General features: G+C 71.6%; 18 protein-coding genes and 3 tRNA genes. 3 read left to right on the forward strand and 18 right to left on the reverse strand.

The features are described 5' to 3' along the window. Positions 1-283: 283 nt before the first annotated feature. The 7 genes from UW392_RS55320 to UW392_RS55350 form a co-directional block, all read right to left on the reverse strand. Complete coding sequence (locus UW392_RS55320) at positions 284-1,741, reverse strand: DHA2 family efflux MFS transporter permease subunit (RefSeq protein WP_320783071.1); 1,458 nt, start codon at positions 1,739-1,741, stop codon at positions 284-286. A gap of 112 nt (positions 1,742-1,853) precedes the next feature. Next, on the reverse strand, positions 1,854-2,426 hold the full coding sequence (locus tag UW392_RS55325; RefSeq protein WP_320783072.1) for a TetR/AcrR family transcriptional regulator: 573 nt from the start codon (positions 2,424-2,426) through the stop codon (positions 1,854-1,856). 188 nt (positions 2,427-2,614) lie between these two features. After that, entirely contained in the window at positions 2,615-3,043 is a 429-nt protein-coding gene (locus UW392_RS55330) for a MaoC family dehydratase (RefSeq protein WP_320783073.1), read from the reverse strand. A gap of 7 nt (positions 3,044-3,050) precedes the next feature. Next, on the reverse strand, positions 3,051-3,503 hold the full coding sequence (locus UW392_RS55335; RefSeq protein WP_320783074.1) for a MaoC family dehydratase N-terminal domain-containing protein: 453 nt from the start codon (positions 3,501-3,503) through the stop codon (positions 3,051-3,053). Between the two features lie 101 nt (positions 3,504-3,604). Next, positions 3,605-3,769: a 50S ribosomal protein L33 gene (gene rpmG, locus UW392_RS55340; protein ID WP_003948671.1), complete on the reverse strand. Its 165-nt coding sequence runs from the start codon at positions 3,767-3,769 to the stop codon at positions 3,605-3,607. 90 nt (positions 3,770-3,859) lie between these two features. Continuing rightward, a tRNA-Met gene (locus tag UW392_RS55345) sits at positions 3,860-3,932 on the reverse strand. Between the two features lie 46 nt (positions 3,933-3,978). Then, positions 3,979-4,051: transfer RNA gene (locus UW392_RS55350), tRNA-Thr, on the reverse strand. Between the two features lie 235 nt (positions 4,052-4,286). On the opposite strand from UW392_RS55350, the gene UW392_RS55355 reads away from it, so the two are divergent. Next, a complete protein-coding gene (locus UW392_RS55355) occupies positions 4,287-5,546 on the forward strand; it encodes a hydrolase (protein WP_320783075.1) in 1,260 nt (419 codons plus the stop codon). A 203-nt stretch (positions 5,547-5,749) separates the two neighbouring features. Further along, positions 5,750-6,406: an NAD(P)H-binding protein gene (locus tag UW392_RS55360; RefSeq protein WP_320783076.1), complete on the forward strand. Its 657-nt coding sequence runs from the start codon at positions 5,750-5,752 to the stop codon at positions 6,404-6,406. A gap of 16 nt (positions 6,407-6,422) precedes the next feature. Here the strand turns inward: UW392_RS55360 and UW392_RS55365 are convergent, their stop codons facing one another. Together UW392_RS55365 and UW392_RS55370 are read right to left on the reverse strand one after the other, a co-directional pair. Continuing rightward, a complete protein-coding gene (locus UW392_RS55365) occupies positions 6,423-6,635 on the reverse strand; it encodes a hypothetical protein (RefSeq protein ID WP_320783077.1) in 213 nt (70 codons plus the stop codon). Positions 6,636-6,726: 91 nt separating this feature from the next. After that, positions 6,727-6,808 (reverse strand) — tRNA-Tyr (locus UW392_RS55370). Between the two features lie 165 nt (positions 6,809-6,973). On the opposite strand from UW392_RS55370, the gene UW392_RS55375 reads away from it, so the two are divergent. Then, the gene (locus UW392_RS55375) at positions 6,974-7,462 is read left to right on the forward strand and encodes a YajQ family cyclic di-GMP-binding protein (RefSeq protein ID WP_320783078.1); all 489 of its coding nucleotides are present in this window, start codon (positions 6,974-6,976) and stop codon (positions 7,460-7,462) included. A gap of 99 nt (positions 7,463-7,561) precedes the next feature. Here the strand turns inward: UW392_RS55375 and UW392_RS55380 are convergent, their stop codons facing one another. The 9 genes from UW392_RS55380 to UW392_RS55420 form a co-directional block, all read right to left on the reverse strand. Further along, positions 7,562-7,828 carry a GlsB/YeaQ/YmgE family stress response membrane protein gene (locus tag UW392_RS55380; protein WP_320783079.1) on the reverse strand — a complete coding sequence of 89 codons (267 nt, stop codon included), beginning with the start codon at positions 7,826-7,828 and terminating at the stop codon, positions 7,562-7,564. 164 nt (positions 7,829-7,992) lie between these two features. After that, a complete protein-coding gene (locus tag UW392_RS55385; protein WP_320783080.1) occupies positions 7,993-8,385 on the reverse strand; it encodes a YccF domain-containing protein in 393 nt (130 codons plus the stop codon). Then, positions 8,382-9,245, reverse strand: a complete 864-nt coding sequence (gene htpX, locus UW392_RS55390; RefSeq protein ID WP_320783081.1) for a zinc metalloprotease HtpX — start codon at positions 9,243-9,245, stop codon at positions 8,382-8,384. The genes UW392_RS55385 and htpX overlap by 4 nt, the downstream gene beginning before the upstream one ends. 228 nt (positions 9,246-9,473) lie before the next feature. Continuing rightward, positions 9,474-11,078: an NADH-quinone oxidoreductase subunit N gene (locus tag UW392_RS55395; protein ID WP_320783082.1), complete on the reverse strand. Its 1,605-nt coding sequence runs from the start codon at positions 11,076-11,078 to the stop codon at positions 9,474-9,476. Further along, complete coding sequence (locus UW392_RS55400; protein ID WP_320783083.1) at positions 11,075-12,649, reverse strand: NADH-quinone oxidoreductase subunit M; 1,575 nt, start codon at positions 12,647-12,649, stop codon at positions 11,075-11,077. The genes UW392_RS55395 and UW392_RS55400 overlap by 4 nt, the downstream gene beginning before the upstream one ends. A 6-nt stretch (positions 12,650-12,655) precedes the next feature. Further along, on the reverse strand, positions 12,656-14,650 hold the full coding sequence (locus UW392_RS55405) for an NADH-quinone oxidoreductase subunit L (protein WP_320783084.1): 1,995 nt from the start codon (positions 14,648-14,650) through the stop codon (positions 12,656-12,658). Beyond that, on the reverse strand, positions 14,647-15,102 hold the full coding sequence (gene nuoK, locus UW392_RS55410; RefSeq protein ID WP_320783085.1) for an NADH-quinone oxidoreductase subunit NuoK: 456 nt from the start codon (positions 15,100-15,102) through the stop codon (positions 14,647-14,649). Before nuoK ends, UW392_RS55405 begins: the two co-directional genes overlap by 4 nt. After that, on the reverse strand, positions 15,102-15,767 hold the full coding sequence (locus UW392_RS55415) for an NADH-quinone oxidoreductase subunit J (RefSeq protein ID WP_320783086.1): 666 nt from the start codon (positions 15,765-15,767) through the stop codon (positions 15,102-15,104). The genes nuoK and UW392_RS55415 overlap by 1 nt, the downstream gene beginning before the upstream one ends. Further along, positions 15,764-16,339: an NADH-quinone oxidoreductase subunit I gene (locus UW392_RS55420; protein WP_320783087.1), complete on the reverse strand. Its 576-nt coding sequence runs from the start codon at positions 16,337-16,339 to the stop codon at positions 15,764-15,766. The genes UW392_RS55415 and UW392_RS55420 overlap by 4 nt, the downstream gene beginning before the upstream one ends.

The following is a 16,339-nucleotide window of genomic DNA, read 5'->3' on the forward strand; positions in this document are numbered from 1 at the left end:
AGCCTCCCGAGGCGTCGGTGGCGTGCGGTCGCGACGGGTCCGGATGCCCACGCGCGCGTGGAGCCTCCCGCCTGCTCGGGGCTCCGGGCCGGGGCGTCCGGCGGGTGCCCACGCGCGCGTGGGCACCCGTTCGTTTCGCTCCGGACGCCGGACGGTGTCACCACTGACGCCGGACCGCGTCACCACTGACGCGGGACCGCGTCACCTGGGCGCGGAGCACGTCGCTACGGGCGCCGGAGCGCGCGGACTGCTCCGGCGCCCCCGGTCGCGTCCCGGGCCGGTGTCAGTGGGAGACGGCCTCGACGGCCGTTGCCGGCGTGGGCGCGCCCCGGCCGTCCCCGCCCGCGTCGTCCCCCGGGACCGCGCGCCGGCGCCCCGGGATGAGCAGGACCGCCACCGAGGCGACCGCGACCGCCGCCGCGCCGGTGACGAGCGCGGGCCGCAGCCCGTCGACGAAGGTCCCCGCCGTGCCGTAGCCACCCCGCGCGGAGAAGATCGAGCCCATCACGGCGATGCCGAGCGCGCCGCCGACCTCGCGCAGGGCGTTGTTCGCACCGGAGGCGATCCCCTGTTCGTGGCCGCGGACGCTGGACATCACCAGGGCCGAGGCGGGCGCGAAGAAGAGGGCCATGCCGACGCCACTGATGATCAGTCCGGGCAGCTGGACGCCGTAGGAGGTGTCCGTGGTGAGGACGAGGGCCAGGTACGCGAGGCCCGCGGCCTGGAGGAAGAGTCCCGCGGCGACGACGGGCCGGCCGCCGACGCGGTCGGAGAGGATGCCGGCGACCGGGGCGACGAGCATCGGCATGCCGGTCCACGGCAGCATGCGCAGGCCCGCCTCGGTGGGCGAGTAGCCGAGCACTGTCTGGAGGTACTGGCTGAGCAGGAAGACCGAGCCGAAGACGCCGAGGAACATCAGCAGGCTCGCCGCGTTGATCCCGGCGAAGGCGCGGGAGCGGAAGAGCCGCATCGGGAGCATCGGGTTCTTCGCGCGGATGCCGTGCCGGACGAACCCGGCGAGCAGCGCGGCACCGGCGAACAGGGACAGGAGGATCACGGGGTCGGTCCAGCCGTCGGCGGGGCCGCGGACCAGGCCGTAGACGATCCCGAACAGGCCGCCGCTGGCGAGCAGGGTGCCGGGGATGTCCAGCCGCGCGCCGGCTCCGTGGGACTCGGCGAGGCGCAGGCGGGCGAGGGGCACCAGGACGACGCCCAGGGGGACGTTCACCCAGAAGATCCACTGCCAGGAGATGTGCTCGGTCAGGCTGCCGCCGATCAGCGGACCGGAGGCCACCGCGAGTCCGTTGACGGCGCCCCAGATGCCGTACGCCATGCCGCGCTTGGCGGCGGGAACCGCGGCGGTCAGCAGGGTGAGCGTCAGGGGCATCATGATCGCCGCGCCGACGCCCTGCACCGCGCGGGCCGCGATGAGGCCGCCTATGCCGGGTGCGAGGGCCGCGGCGGCGGACGCCAGGGTGAAGACGGCCGTGCCGATCATGAAGAGCCGGCGGCGTCCGAAGCGGTCGCCGAGGGCCGCTCCGGTCATGAGAAGGACGGCGAAGGTCAGGGTGTACGCGCTCACCGTCCATTCGAGGTCGTGCAGCGCTCCGCCGAGGTCCTCCCGGATGGAGGGCAGAGCGGTCGTGACGACGAGGTTGTCCAGTGCGGCCATGAACCCGGCCACCCCGGTGACGACGAGTGCCCAGGCCGCTCTTCCGCGGCGTGATTCCTGCTGTGGCATGACTCCCCCAGAGTTGCTCACTCAGCATGGATAGTTATTGATCACTAACTTTTGCGGTCAAAAAAAGAGGGCCTGTGACCACCGGCCGACGAGGGGCGGACGTCCCCGGTCATCACTCCCCGCCTCCGTCGGCCACCGGCTGCTTCGACGCGTCGATGCTCTGCCAGACCCGGTGGCCGGGCGGAAAGCCCATGGCGACGAGGGAGTTCAGGAGCATCCCGTGCGCCATGAAGCCCGCCGTCCCGACGTCGTCGCCGCCGAGCAGCCCCCGGACGGTGTCCCACAGCCGCATCCAGCCGGCCCGGACGACCTCCCCGAACTCGTGGTCGCCGGCCTGCTCGGCGGCGCCCACGGTGATGTACATCTGCAACTGCATCAGCAGTAGTTCCGGCCGCTCGATGATGACCTCGGAGTACGCCGTACCCATGGCGTGCAGGGCCTCTTCGTCCCGCAGCCCCTCGGCCGCCTTCTCGAACATGCGGATGTGGTCCTCGATGCACCGCTCCACCGAGGCGAGGAAGATCGCTTTCTTGCCCGGGAAGAGCCGGAAGAGGTACGGCTGCGAGACACCGACGCGCTTGGCGACCGCCTCGGTCGACGTGCCGTAGTAGCCGCCACGCGCGAACTCGGCCGTCGCCGCGCGGATGACGCTCTCGCGCCGTTCCTCCGCACTCATCCTGACCATGCGATGAAGTTAGTAGCCAATCACTAACTACGTCAAGGGGCCGCCACCGCAACTCTGCAGAGGACTGCCACCGCACGCTCTGAACGGGACTGCCACCGTGCGCTGCGAAGTGACTGCCGGGGACCGGGTAAGGGGCGTCCGCCATAGCGAACGCCCCTTACCCGGACACCTCAGGCCAGCCGGACACCTCAGGCCAGCCGGACGACCGCCCGGGACATCCCCAGCACCTTCTGCTCGGCGCTCTTCGCCGTGAGGTCCACGCGGACGGTGTTGTCGTCGAGCTTGGCGGCGACCTTGGCACTGACCTCGACCGTGGCGCCCTGTCCGTCGTCGGGGACGACGACCGGCTTGGTGAAACGGACGCCGTACTCGACGACCGCGCCCGGGTCGCCGGTCCAGTCGGTGACCACCCGGATCGCGGAGGCCATGGTGAACATGCCGTGCGCGATGACGTCCGGCAGGCCCACCTCCTTGGCGAACCGCTCGTTCCAGTGGATCGGGTTGAAGTCCCCGGACGCGCCCGCGTAGCGGACGAGGGTGTCGCGGGTCACGGGGAAGGTCTGCGCCGGCAGTTCGGTGCCGACCTCGACGTCGCCGTAAGCGATCTTCGCCGTCATCGGGTGCTCACGCCTCCTCGGCCGCGCGGGCGACCAGCTTGGTCCAGGCGGTCACGACGTGCTCGCCGGCCTCGTCGTGGACCTCACCGCGGATGTCCAGGATGTCGTTGCCCGCGAGCGACTTGATCGCCTCGATCGTGGAGGTGACGGTGAGCCGGTCACCGGCGCGCACCGGGCGCGTGTAGGCGAACTTCTGGTCGCCGTGCACCACCCGGCTGTAGTCCAGGCCGAGTTGCGGGTCCTCGACGACCTGTCCGGCGGCGCGGAAGGTGATGGAGAACACGAAGGTCGGCGGGGCGATCACCTCGGGGTGACCGAGCGCCTTGGCGGTCTCGGGGTCGGTGTAGGCGGGGTTCGCGTCCCCCACCGCCTCCGCGAACTCGCGGATCTTCTCCCGGCCCACCTCGTAGGGCGCGGTGGGCGGGTAGCTCCGCCCCACGAAGGACTGGTCGAGCGCCATGGCCCGGCACCTCCTGCTGCTGTCGGCGATGACCGCCGTCGACGGAAACGACGCGAGGCCGTCCCCGACAATCCGGGGACGGCCTCGCGTACGAGCCTGATTTATCGCGTTTCGCGGTGCGCGGTGTGCGCATTGCAACGCGGGCAGTGCTTCTTCATCTCAAGACGGTCCGGGTTGTTACGCCGGTTCTTCTTGGTGATGTAGTTCCGCTCCTTGCACTCCACGCAGGCCAGCGTGATCTTCGGGCGGACGTCGGTGGCAGCCACGTGAGTGCTCCTTGACGAACGGATGGGACTTAGTTAACGCATAAAAGAGTAGCCGATCGAAGGACCGACCCCGCAATCGGCTACTTAGAGTAGCGGTGACCGGACTTGAACCGGTGACACAGCGATTATGAGCCGCTTGCTCTACCGACTGAGCTACACCGCTGTGATGCGATGTCCCCCCGCCCGAGGACGGGGGAGCTTCACACCAGAGCCCCAATGCGGAATCGAACCGCAGACCTTCTCCTTACCATGGAGACGCTCTACCGACTGAGCTATTGGGGCGAGCGATGAAGACATTACACGGTCGGCCGCCGTTCGCCCAAATCCGTTTCGCGGCTCCTGCCCCGACCCGTCGCACCACCCGTCGCACCGCCCGTCCCGGCCCTCTCCTGCGGCGGACCACACCGGTACGACTATTGCGCTCCTACCCGTCGCGGGCTGATCACCGTCCTAGGCTCGACTCACTCTGCGTGATCATGCGTCCCCCACTGCGCAGCCCCGAGCCCAGAGGAGCGCGATGCCCGACAGCCAGCCGCAGCAGCCGTCCCACTCGTCCTCGCGTTCGGGCCCGGCCGGACACGGCTCCCTGCTGCTGTCGGGGGCCCGGCTCGCCGACGGCCGCACCGTGGACGTCCGGCTGTGCGCCGGGCGTATCGAGGCCGTGGGCACGGCGGGCAGCCTCTCGGCCGCCGTAGCGCCCGGCGGCGGCACGCGCTTGGACCTCCGCGGCTACCTGCTGCTGCCGGCTCCCGCCGAGCCGCACGCCCACGCCGACACGGCCCTGACGGCCGACTCCGGCGGCCCCGTCTCCCACGAGCCCCAGGACGTCCAGCGACGCGCCACGGAGGCGGCACTGCTGCAACTGGGCCACGGGGCGACCGCTCTGCGCGCGCACGTGCGCGTGGGCGACGTCCAGGGCCTCGGCACGCTGACCGCCGTACTGCGGGCCCGGCGCGCGCTGCGCGGTCTGGTGGAGCTGACGGCGGTGGCGGTGCCCCGGCTGCTGACGGGGACGGCCGGGGCCGAGGGGCTGGCGATGCTGCACGACGCCGTGAAGATGGGCGCCGGGGTGGTGGGCGGGTGCCCGGACCTCGATCCCGACCCGGCGGGGTACGTGGAGGCGGTCCTGGAGGTCGCCGCCGAGCACGGCTGCCCCGTCGACCTGCACACGGACGCCGCCGATCCGGCCCGGCTGGCCCGGCTGGCGGCGATGGCGGGCGGGCTGCGCCCGGGGGTCGCACTGGGCCCCTGCGGCGCGCTGGAGAGCCTGCCGGCCGAGGCCGCGCACCGGGCCGCGGACCAGCTGGCGGCGGCCGGGGTGACGGTGGTGTGCCTGCCGCAGGGCGGCTGCGGCGACGCCGACCGCGACGGCGCGGCGCCGGTCCGGCTGCTGCGGCGGGCGGGGGTACGGGTGGCCGCGGGCAGCGGCGCGCTGCGCGACGTCGCCAACCCGGTGGGCCGCGGCGACCCGCTGGAGGCGGCGTACCTGCTGGCGTCCCGGCACGGGATGCGGCCGGAGGACGCCTACGAGGCGGTGAGCGGCGCGGCACGGGCCGCGCTGCGCCTGCCCGAGGTCCGCGTGGAGGCCGGTTTCCCGGCGGAGCTGCTGGCGGTGCGCGGCGACCGGCTCGCGGGGGCGCTGTCGTTGGCATACAGCCGGATCGTGGTGCACCGGGGGCGCGTGGTGGCGCGTACCAGCGCGGTACGGGAGTACGGCGACTCCACGGCCGCCCCGGACCTCGACCTGCCGAGACAGGGCCGGGGGCAGGCGTCCTGACGGTCGGTGGGGCGGCGGGGCGGCGGGGCTGTGGGCCCTAGGGACGGCGGGCCATGGGGTCGGCGGGCCATGGGGCCGACGGGATAGTCGGCCGACGGCCCGGTGGGCGTTGGGGCGGTGGGCGTTGGGACGTTGGGCGTTGGACGGTGGACACGGTCGGAGCCGTGCGGCGCGGAGGTGTTGGGGGGCGTACGGTCGGAGACATGCGCATTGTCATCGCTGGTGGTCATGGTCAGATCGCGCTGCGGCTGGAGCGTCTGCTCGCCGCGCGCGGGGACGAGGTGGCGGGCATCATCCGCAAGCCGGAGCAGGCCGACGATCTGCGTGCGGCCGGCGCCGAACCGGTCGTGCTGGACCTGGAGTCGTCGTCCGTGGACGAGGTCGCGGAGCGGCTGCGGGGCGCGGACGCCGCGATCTTCGCGGCGGGCGCGGGTCCGGGCAGCGGGGCGGCCCGCAAGGAGACGGTGGACAAGGCGGCGGCGGTCCTCTTCGCCGACGCGGCGGTCCGGGCGGGCGTACGCCGCTTCGTGATCGTGTCGTCGATGGCCGCCGATCCGGAGCACGAGGGCGACGAGATCTTCGACGCCTATCTGCGCGCCAAGGGCGAGGCCGACGCGTACGTCCGTTCGCTGGACGGCCTCGACTGGACGGTGCTGCGGCCCGGCGCCCTGACGGACGACACCGGCACCGGTCTCGTCCGCCTGGAGGCGCGCACCGGCCGCGGCCCGGTGCCGCGCGACGACGTGGCGTCGGTGCTGGCGGAGCTGGTGGACACCCCGGCCACGACGGGGCTGACGCTGGAGCTGATCAGCGGTTCGACGCCGGTGTCGGTGGCGGTGAAGTCGGTCGCCGGGAACTGAGCCACCGGCGAGCCGCTCAGAACAGCGAGAGTTGCCCCGGGAAGTCGGGCACGGCGTACCCGTCCAGCGTGGGCTGGGCGGCGCCGATCTGAGCCGGCCGGCGGGAGCCGGGGCAGGACGTGAGCTCCCCCGTCTCCCGCGCGCCGGGCGGATCGTGCCGCGCGTACCGGCCGGCTACGACGGCGATCTCGCGGCGGCACACGGGGCAGAAGCGGCGACGGGACGACATGGGGACAGTGTGCCGCAGCCCTGTGACAGACCTACGGCAAAGACCCCCTCCGCTTCGCGATTCCGCGAGGTGGAAGGGGTCTTCCCTGAAGTGGCGGCGCCAGGATTCGAACCTGGGAAGGCTGAGCCGGCAGATTTACAGTCTGCTCCCTTTGGCCGCTCGGGCACACCGCCTGGGATGCTGCCCTTCACACCGTCTTGCGGCGGTGCTCTGTGGCAACGACGTAAACAATACCCGATGCCGAGGGGTGCTCCGCCACCCGATTGATCTGCGCCTGCGTGGTGGCGGGTGGCTAGGCTGGGGCGACCCACGCACCCCGATACAAGGAGCCACAGGACATGGCCGACTCCAGTTTCGACATCGTCTCGAAGGTCGAGCGGCAGGAGGTCGACAACGCCCTCAACCAGGCCGCCAAGGAGATCTCGCAGCGCTACGACTTCAAGAACGTGGGTGCCTCGATCTCGTGGTCCGGCGACAAGATCCTCATGGAGGCGAACTCCGAGGACCGGGTCAACGCCATCCTCGACGTCTTCCAGTCCAAGCTGATCAAGCGTGGCATCTCGCTGAAGTCCCTGGACGCCGGTGAGCCGCAGCTGTCCGGCAAGGAGTACAAGATCTTCGCGTCGATCGAGGAGGGCATCTCCCAGGACAACGCGAAGAAGGTGGCGAAGATCATCCGGGATGAGGGCCCCAAGGGTGTGAAGGCCCAGGTGCAGGGTGAGGAGCTGCGGGTGACGTCCAAGAGCCGTGACGACTTGCAGACAGTGATCTCCCTGCTGAAGGGCAAGGACTTCGACTTCGCGCTGCAGTTCGTGAACTACCGCTGAGCCACCGGTGATCGACCGCGGGTACGAGGAAGGGCGGGCACCCTGGGGTGTCCGCCCTTTCCCGCCCGCCGGCCGCGGTACGGGGTGGGACCGGTCGCGTCAGCGGCGCGAGTGGCCGAACAGGATGCGGTAGGCGATCAGCAGGACGAGCGAGCCGCCGATCGCCGCGGCCCAGGTGGCCCCGTCGTAGAAGTCCTGCGTGATGGGGTGGTCCAGCCAGCGGGACGATATCCAGCCGCCTACGAAGGCGCCGGCCACGCCGATGAGGGTGGTGCCGACGAGGCCGCCGGGGTCGCGGCCGGGCAGCAGGAACTTGGCGATGGCGCCGGCCAGCAGCCCCAGGAAGATCCAACTGATGACGGTCATACCCTGAACCTGCCCTTTCTCGCTGTGCTCGCGCAAAACGCTGCGCGCGTAGCGCTGTGCTCTCGGCGTTAAGGACGCGGTGACGGCCGTGGTGGTTGCAGGGGGCGGTGGGACAGGGACCGGGGTGCGGGTGGCTTCGCGCTTGTGACGCCCCCGTGTCCGCTTCAGCGGGCCGTGAACGGCTGGTCGGTACGGACGATGTCGCGGCCCAGCGGGAGCAGGGAGACCGGGATCAGCTTGAAGTTGGCGATGCCGAGCGGGATGCCGATGATCGTCACGCACAGCGCGATTCCGGTGACGATGTGGCCGAGCGCCAGCCACCAGCCCGCCAGGACCAGCCACAGCACGTTGCCCACGCAGGACGCCGCCCCCGCGTCACGGCGCTCGACCGTGGTGTACCCGAAGGGCCACAGCGCGTAGACGCCGATCCTGAAGGACGCGATTCCGAAGGGAATACCGATGATCGTGACGCACAGGAGCGCGCCCGCGAGCAGGTAGGCGAGGAACAGCCAGAAGCCGCTCAGGACGAGCCATATGACGTTGAGGATGGTCTTCACTGCCGGCGACCTGCCATCTTCTCGAGTCGGGCGATGCGTTCCGCCATGGGCGGGTGGGTGGAGAACATCTTCGACAGGCCCTGGCCCGGACGGAAGGGGTTGGCGATCATCATGTGGCTGGCCGTCTCGATGCGGGGTTCCGGGGGAAGCGGGAGCTGCTTGGTGCCCGCCTCCAGCTTGCGCAGGGCGCCGGCGAGGGCTAGCGGGTCTCCGGTGAGCTGGGCGCCCGAGGCGTCCGCCTCGTACTCCCTGGAACGGCTGATGGCCAGCTGGATCAGGCTCGCGGCGAGTGGGCCGAGGAGCATGATCAGGAGCATGCCGAAGAGGCCGGGGCCGTCGTCGTCGTCCGAGCGGCCGATGGGGATCAGCCAGGCGAAGTTGACCAGGAACATGATCACGGAGGCGAGTGCGCCCGCGACCGACGAGATGAGGATGTCGCGGTTGTAGACGTGGCTCAGTTCGTGGCCGATGACACCGCGCAGCTCACGTTCGTCGAGGAGGCGCAGGATGCCGTCGGTGCAGCAGACCGCGGCGTTGCGCGGGTTGCGGCCGGTGGCGAAGGCGTTCGGCGCCTCCGTCGGGGAGATGTAGAGCCGCGGCATGGGCTGGCGGGCCTGGGTGGAGAGCTCGCGGACCATCCGGTACAGCCCCGGCGCCTCGAACTCGCTCACCGGGCGGGCGCGCATCGCGCGTAGAGCCAGCTTGTCGCTGTTCCAGTACGCGTACGCGTTGGTGCCCAGGGCGACCAGGACCGCCACGACGAGCCCGGCCCGGCCGAAGAAGCTGCCGATGACGATGATGAGCGCGGACAGTCCCCCGAGGAGTACTGCGGTCCTGAGCCCGTTGTGCCGGCGGTGCACGGTACGCCCTCCAAATCGTGCAGCAGGGGAACCCTTCGCTTGCTGATCTCGCTCGCTGTGGTTGCTTCCCGGTCTGTCGATGCCACCGGTGCCGTGGTGTCACGTCCAGTGGACCCTCCCGTACTGGTCAACGCCAGGCGGAGGCCACCAGTTCCCCGGTGGTCCCGGCGGCGGACATCGGCCGTCCGGGTGACGGAGGCGCACCGCGTGAGTGGCGGGCGGCTGCGCCTAGAAGAGGCCGGTGGACGCGAAGCGCAGGACCAGCTGGGGGGCTCCGGAGAGGGCGACGGCGACGACGGCGGTGACCGCGAGGGCCGCGGTGAGCGCCGCCGGTACGGGGTGCTTGCGGAGCCCGACCCCGGCGGTCGGCGTTCCTCCGGCGGTCGGCGTTGCCTCGGCGGCCGTCGTTCCCTCGGCCGACCGCGTCTCCTCGGGGGTGCGGAAGAGCAGGGCCGTCCACCGGAGGTAGTAGTACAGCGCGATGACGACGTTGACGGCCATGACCACGGCGAGCCAGCCGAGGCCCGCGTCGACGGCCGCGGAGAAGACGGTGACCTTGGCGAACAGGCCGATGACGCCGGGCGGCAGTCCGGCCAGGCAGAGCAGGAAGAACGCCAGGAGCAGGGCGGCCAGGGGGTGCGACGCGTACAGGCCGCGGTAGTCGGAGAGGCGGTTCAGGGACTTCGTACGGCCGACGAGGGCGGCCACCGTGAAGGCGCCGAGGTTCACCGCGCCGTACATGAGGGCGTAGGCGACGGTGGAGCCGACCGGCCGCTCGGGGTCGTCGGCGTACGCGGCGGCGGCGAGCGGCACCAGGAGGTAGCCGGCCTGTCCGACGGACGACCAGGCGAGCAGCCGTACCGCGCTGTACGCGCGCGTGGCCCGCTGCCGGAGCGCCGCGGCGTTGCCGGCGGTCATGGTGAGTACGGCGAGCGCGGCCAGGGCCGGTCCCCAGACGTCGGCGTACGACGGAAGCGCGACGACGGTGACGAGGGCGATGCCCGAGAAGCCGACGGCCTTGCCGACGACGGACAGGTAGGCGGCGATCGGCAGGGGCGCGCCGACGTAGGTGTCGGGGACCCAGAAGTGGAACGGGACGGCGGCCGTCTTGAAGGCGAAGCCGACGAGGGTCAGGACGACACCGGTGCGGACGAGGGTGGTGAACTGTCCGTCGACGTCCTGGACGCGGTCGGCGATCTCGGTGAGGTGGAGGGTGCCGGTGGCTGCGTAGACGAAGCTGACGCCCAGGAGGCTGACGGCGGTCGCGGTGACCGAGGACAGGAAGAACTTCAGGGCCGCCTCGGAGGAGCGGCGGTCGCCGTGGCGCAGGCCGACCAGGGCGAAGGCCGGCAGGGAGGCGACCTCCAGGGCGACGATCAGCGTGGCCAGGTCGCGGGAGGCGGGCAGCAGGGCGGCGCCCGCGGCCGAGGAGAGCAGCAGGAACCAGTACTCGCCCTCGGGCAGTCGCCGGTCGGCGTCCTTCAGGGTGGTGACCGACAGCAGGGCGGCCACGAGGGCGCCGCCGAGCACGAGGAGCTGGATGACGAGGGTGAACGGGTCGGCCACGTAGCTGCACGCGCGCGTGGCGCCGGTTTCGCCGGTCAGGCAGAAGGTGCTGCGGTCGCCGTCCAGTGAGGGCAGGAGCAGCAGCAGCGACGCGGCGAGTCCTGCCACCGACAGCCAGCCGAGCGGTGCTTTGCGGCCGTCCTTGAGGAAGAGGTCGGCGACCAGCGCGATCAGTCCCACGACGGCCGCGACGGTGGGCGGCGCGATGGCGACCCAGTCGACGGACTGCACCAGGGACGCGGCCAGGAGAAGGGCCGGGGAGGTCATCGGGTGCCTCCTGTGAGGAGCTGCTGCACGGCCGGGTCGGTCAGCCCCAGGAGGGCCTTGGGCCACAGTCCGGCGACGACGGTGAGGACGACGAGCGGGGTCCAGGCCGCGAACTCGTAGCGGCGGACGTCGGGGAGGGCCGGGCCGTCCCGGTCCGTCGCCCCCATGCAGACACGGCGGACCACGATCAGCATGTACGCGGCGGTCAGCAGCGTGCCGAACGCGGCGACGGACATGAAGACGAGGAAGGCGGGGCGGCTGAGTCCGGCCGCCGGTTCGAAGGCGCCGAACAGGGCGAGCATCTCGCCCCAGAAACCGGCGAGGCCCGGCAGTCCGAGGGAGGCGACGGCGGCGAAGGCGAGCAGGCCGCCGAGGCGGGGGGCCTTGCCGTAGAGCGCCGCTCCGGTCTCCTTGGCCAGGGTGTCGAGGTCGGTGCTGCCGGTGCGGTCCTTCACGGCGCCGACCAGGAAGAAGAGCAGGCCGGTGATGAGGCCGTGGGCGATGTTGGCGAAGAGGGCGCCGTTGACGCCGGTGGGGGTCATGGTGGCGATGCCCAGCAGGACGAAGCCCATGTGGCCCACGGAGGAATAGGCGATCAGCCGCTTGAGGTCGCCCTTCGCGCCGCGTCGCGCGAGGGAGAGGCAGGCGAGCGATCCGTAGACGATGCCGACGACCGCGAAGGCGGCCAGGTACGGCGCGAAGGTACGGAAGCCGTCGGGCGCCACCGGGAGGAGGATCCGGACGAAACCGTACGTGCCCATCTTCAGCATGACGCCCGCCAGCAGGACCGATCCGACGGTCGGCGCGGCGGTGTGGGCGTCGGGCAGCCAGCTGTGGAACGGCCACATCGGGGTCTTCACGGCGAGCCCGATCCCGATCGCCAGTACGGCGGTGACCTGCACGGATGTGGTGAGCGACCGGCCGTTGTCAGTGGCGAGTGCCACCATGTCGAATGTGCCCGCCTTGATTCCGATCAGGAGCAGGCCGAGCAGCATGACCACCGAGCCGAGGAGCGTGTACAGGATGAACTTCCAGGCGGCCTCGGCCCTGCCCGCACCGCCCCACCGGGCGATGAGGAAGTACATCGGGACCAGGACCGTCTCGAAGGCGAGGAAGAACAGCACCAGGTCGAGGACGGCGAAGGTGGCGAGGGTGCCGGTCTCCAGCAGGAGCAGCAGCGCGACGAACGCCTTGGGCGTGGGGCCCGCGGGCGGCTTGGAGTACGAGTAGAGCGCGCAGAGGAACGTCAGCAGCGCGGTCAGGACCAGGAGGGGGAGGGAGATGCCGTCGATGCCGAGGTGGACGCGCACGTCGAGTGCGGGGATCCAGCTGATGTCGGTCGTGGCCTGCGTCTTCGACGGCTGGTCGTGGTCGAAGCCGAGCGCGAGGGCGATCGCGGCGATGAGGACGGCGGCGGTGACGGTGACGCCGTGCCGCAGCACGGCCTGCTCGGGTGACTTCCCCTTCAGTCCGGGCGGCGCGGGCAGCAGGGCGGTGACGGCGCCGAGGAGCGGGCCGACGACGACGAACGCCAGAAGGAACCGCATCACGGACTCGTTGATATCGATCACGCCTGCTCACGCTCCCGTGGCGACGAGGACGGCGGCGACCGCGAGGACGACGGTGCCGGCGAGCAGCGCGCTCACATAGGTCTGGACGTTGCCGGTCTGGGCGCGGCGGACGGCCGTTCCGAGCCAGCGGGGCAGGGTGCCCGCCCCGCGGACGTAGTTTTCGACGACCTCTCGGTCGAGGAACCGTACGAGGCTCGCTCCGGCCCGGACCGGGCGGACGAAGAGCGCCGTGTACAGGGCGTCGAGGTGGAAGCCGACGGCGGCGTGCCGGTGCAGCGGGCCCAGGAGGAGCCGGCCGGGGTCGGCCGGGTCGGGCGCGTAGGCCACGTCTCCATAGGCGGGCCGGTGGCTGGCGATGGCCTCGGCCTCCACCAGCCCGGCGTCGCCGTCCCGGTCGGCGGCGACGGCACCGAGCGGGACGCGGGCGGCGAGCGCGGTGGTGTGCTGCCAGGCGCCGTAGGTGATGATGCCGCCGACCAGGGCCACGCCCGTGCCGAGCACGGAGGTGGTGAGGGTCGGGGTGAGGCCGTGGCCGTCGAACCAGTCGGGGAGCAGCCGGAAGGCGAGTCCGCCGAAGGCGAGGGAGGGGATCGCCAGGATCCACAGCACGGCGTTCATGACGCGCGGCTGTCTGCCGTGGTCGGGAGCCTCGGTGCCGTGGCCGCGGAAGGCCAGCAGCCAGAGGCGCATCGCGTACGCGGCGGTCAGCAGGGCCGTGACCAGACCGGCGACGAGGACGGCCCAGCCCGCGGCGAGGGGGGCGTGCTCGGTGTGGCCGCCGATGACGTGTTCGGCGGCGGCGAGGACGGACTCCTTGGAGAAGAAGCCGCTGAAGGGCGGGATGGCGGCGAGGGCCAGCAGCGCCACGGTCATCGTCCAGTAGGCGTCCGGGACGCGGGCGCGCAGGTTCCGCATGCGGGACATGGCGGCGAGCGAGTTGGTGCCGGCGGCGTGGATGATCACGCCGGCGGCGAGGAAGAGCAGCGCCTTGAAGGCGCCGTGGGACAGGAGGTGGAAGACGGCGGCACCGCGGTCGGCGACGGCGAGGGCGCCGGTCATGTAGCCGAGCTGGCCGATCGTCGAGTAGGCCAGGACCCGTTTGATGTCGTCCTGGGCGAGGGCGGCGAGCGCCGAGCCGATCATCGTCACCGCCGCCATGACCGCCAGGACGGTCATCGCGGCGCCCGAGGACTCGAAGACCGGAAGGAGCCGGGCGATGAAGTAGACACCGGCGGCGACCATCGTCGCCGCGTGGATCAGCGCGGAGACGGGCGTGGGGCCCGCCATCGCGTCGGGGAGCCAGGTGTGCAGCGGGAACTGCGCCGACTTGCCCGCCACGCCGGCCAGGAGCAGCAGCGCGGTCAGGGTCGGGTGGCCGAGTCCGCCCTGCGCGACCGCGCCGAGCACCTCGGTGATCCGGAAGGAGCCGGCGTCGGTGGCCAGTGCGAAGAGACCGATGAGGAAGGGGACGTCGCCGAGCTTGGTCACCAGGAAGGCCTTGAGGGAGGCGGCGCGCGCCTCCGGGGTCTCCCAGTAGTGGCCGACGAGGAAGTAGGAGCAGATGCCCATGATCTCCCAGCCGACCAGCAGCACGATCAGGTCGCCGGAGTAGACGACGAGGAGCATCGCGGAGGTGAAGAGGGAGACGAGGGCGGCGTACGAGGGGTAGCGCGGGTCGTCGCGCAGGTAGCCGGTGGAGTAGAGCTGCACGCAGGTGGCGACCAGGGCGACCAGTACGGCGACGAGGGCGGCGAAGCCGTCGATGTGCAGGGCGAGTTCGACGGGGACCGATCCGGTCGGCGTCAGTTCGGTGACGGCGTCCAGGGCGCGGCCGCCGCCCTGGCGTGCGGCGACCAGTACGGCGAGGACGAGCGCGGCGAGCGTCGGCAGGACGGCGAGCGGGCGGACGAACCCGGGTGCGGTGCGGCCCAGGAGGAGGCCGGCGGCCGCGCCCAGGAACGGAAGGAGGGGGACGAGGACGGCGAGGGTGGTCGTGGTCACGCGGTGGCCTCAGCCTTCTCGGCCCGCCCGGGGCGGCGGGGCCGGCCGGGCGCGGTGGGGTCGTCGTCAGGGCCCTCACCGGGGCCGTCGGTGCCGTCCGTGCCGTCGCCGGGGCCGTCCGTGCCGTCGTCGGGGTGTTCGGCGGTGTCGCGGAGCTTGTCGATGTCCGCGGTGCCCCGGTTGCGGTGGACGGCGAGGACGATCGCCAGGCCGATGCCGATCTCGGCGGCGGCGATGGCGATGGTGAACAGGGTCAGGGCCTGCCCGGAGTGCAGCGTGTCCTCGGCGGCCCGGCTGAGCCAGACGTCGAAGGCGACGAGGTTGAGGTTGACCGCGTTGAGCATCAGCTCGACGGACATCAGGACCAGGATCGCGTTGCGGCGGGCGAGGACGCCGTACAGGCCGGTGCAGAAGAGGAGGGCGGAGAGAACGGCGGGATAGGCGAGGTGCATCAGCGGCTGCCTTCCGGGTCGCTCCGGTCGTCGGTTCGGGCGGTTCGGTCGTCGGTTCGGGCGGTTCGGTCGCTCCGGTTGCTCCCGTCACTCCGGTCGCTCCGGAGGCTGTCGGGGTCCGGCTCGGGGTCCCCGGACTTGCGGGAGAGGACGATCGCGCCGACCAGGGCGGCGAGGAGGAGGACGGAGAGGGCCTCGAAGGGGAGGACCCAGTGCTGGAAGAGGCTGGCCCCGGTGACGGCGGTGGAGCCGGCGGCCGGGCCGTCCAGGTCGATCCAGGTCGTGCGGAACGCGTCGACGACCACCCACACCAGGGCCGCCGCGGCGAGGACGGCGACGGTCAGCGCCGCCCAGCGGTTGCCGGAGTCGGCGTCCGGGGAGCGGCCGATGGGGGCCTTGGTGAGCATCAGTCCGAAGAGCAGGAGGACGACGACGGAACCGACGTAGATGAGGACCTGTACCCAGGCGATGAACTCGGCGGTGAGCAGGAGGTACTCGACGGCGAGACCGCCGAGGGCGACGACCAGCCAGAGGGCGGCGTGGACGAGTTGGCGCGTGGTCACGGTGACCAGCGCCGCGCCGAAGGTGATCAGGCCGACGAGCAGGAAGGTGATCTCGACGCCGGTCGGGGAGAGGAAGCCGTGGGTCGCGGCGGAGAGCGTCATTCCGGGCCCTCCTGCTGGGCGGCCTCCTGGGTGGCCTCTAGGACGGCCTGCTGGGTGGCCAGTTTCTCGGCGGACTTGCGGGCGGCGGCGAGTTCCTTCGGTTCCTCCGCGGCGGGGTCGAGGGCGGGCGGGGCCGGGACGGTCCACATCCACTCGCGGAGCTTGTCGCGCTCGTGGGTGAGTTCGCGGATGTCGGTCTCGGCGTACTCGAACTCGGGTGACCAGAACAGGGCGTCGAAAGGACAGACCTCGATGCAGATACCGCAGTACATGCAGAGGGAGAAGTCGATGGCGAAGCGGTCGAGGACGTTGCGGCTGCGCTCGCGGCCACCGGGGGCGGCCGGGGGCACCGTCTCCTTGTGGGAGTCGATGTAGATGCACCAGTCCGGGCACTCGCGGGCGCACAGCATGCAGACCGTGCAGTTCTCCTCGAAGAGGCCGATCACGCCGCGGGTGCGGGGCGGGAGGTCGGGCTGGACGTCCGGGTACTGCTCGGTGACGGTCTTCTTCGTCATCGTGCGCAGGGTGACGGCCAGGCCCTTGGCCAGACCACTTCCTGGAACGGGGGCCAT

It is taken from the genome of Streptomyces sp. CRN 30, from assembly GCF_034105845.1.

Coding starts and splice junctions, on each gene's coding strand:
- UW392_RS55365 (WP_320783077.1), bottom strand. CDS start 6,635: ATGTCGTCCCGTCGCCGCTTCTGCCCCGTGTGCCGCCGCGAGATCGCC.
- nuoK (WP_320783085.1), bottom strand. CDS start 15,102: ATGCACCTCGCCTATCCCGCCGTTCTCTCCGCCCTCCTCTTCTGCACC.
- UW392_RS55380 (WP_320783079.1), bottom strand. CDS start 7,828: ATGACCGTCATCAGTTGGATCTTCCTGGGGCTGCTGGCCGGCGCCATC.
- UW392_RS55330 (WP_320783073.1), bottom strand. CDS start 3,043: ATGACGGCGAAGATCGCTTACGGCGACGTCGAGGTCGGCACCGAACTG.
- UW392_RS55335 (WP_320783074.1), bottom strand. CDS start 3,503: ATGGCGCTCGACCAGTCCTTCGTGGGGCGGAGCTACCCGCCCACCGCG.
- UW392_RS55360 (WP_320783076.1), top strand. CDS start 5,750: ATGCGCATTGTCATCGCTGGTGGTCATGGTCAGATCGCGCTGCGGCTG.
- UW392_RS55420 (WP_320783087.1), bottom strand. CDS start 16,339: ATGGCCCCCGTTCCAGGAAGTGGTCTGGCCAAGGGCCTGGCCGTCACC.
- UW392_RS55325 (WP_320783072.1), bottom strand. CDS start 2,426: ATGGTCAGGATGAGTGCGGAGGAACGGCGCGAGAGCGTCATCCGCGCG.
- UW392_RS55355 (WP_320783075.1), top strand. CDS start 4,287: ATGCCCGACAGCCAGCCGCAGCAGCCGTCCCACTCGTCCTCGCGTTCG.
- UW392_RS55415 (WP_320783086.1), bottom strand. CDS start 15,767: ATGACGCTCTCCGCCGCGACCCACGGCTTCCTCTCCCCGACCGGCGTC.
- UW392_RS55375 (WP_320783078.1), top strand. CDS start 6,974: ATGGCCGACTCCAGTTTCGACATCGTCTCGAAGGTCGAGCGGCAGGAG.
- UW392_RS55395 (WP_320783082.1), bottom strand. CDS start 11,078: ATGACCTCCCCGGCCCTTCTCCTGGCCGCGTCCCTGGTGCAGTCCGTC.
- UW392_RS55320 (WP_320783071.1), bottom strand. CDS start 1,741: ATGCCACAGCAGGAATCACGCCGCGGAAGAGCGGCCTGGGCACTCGTC.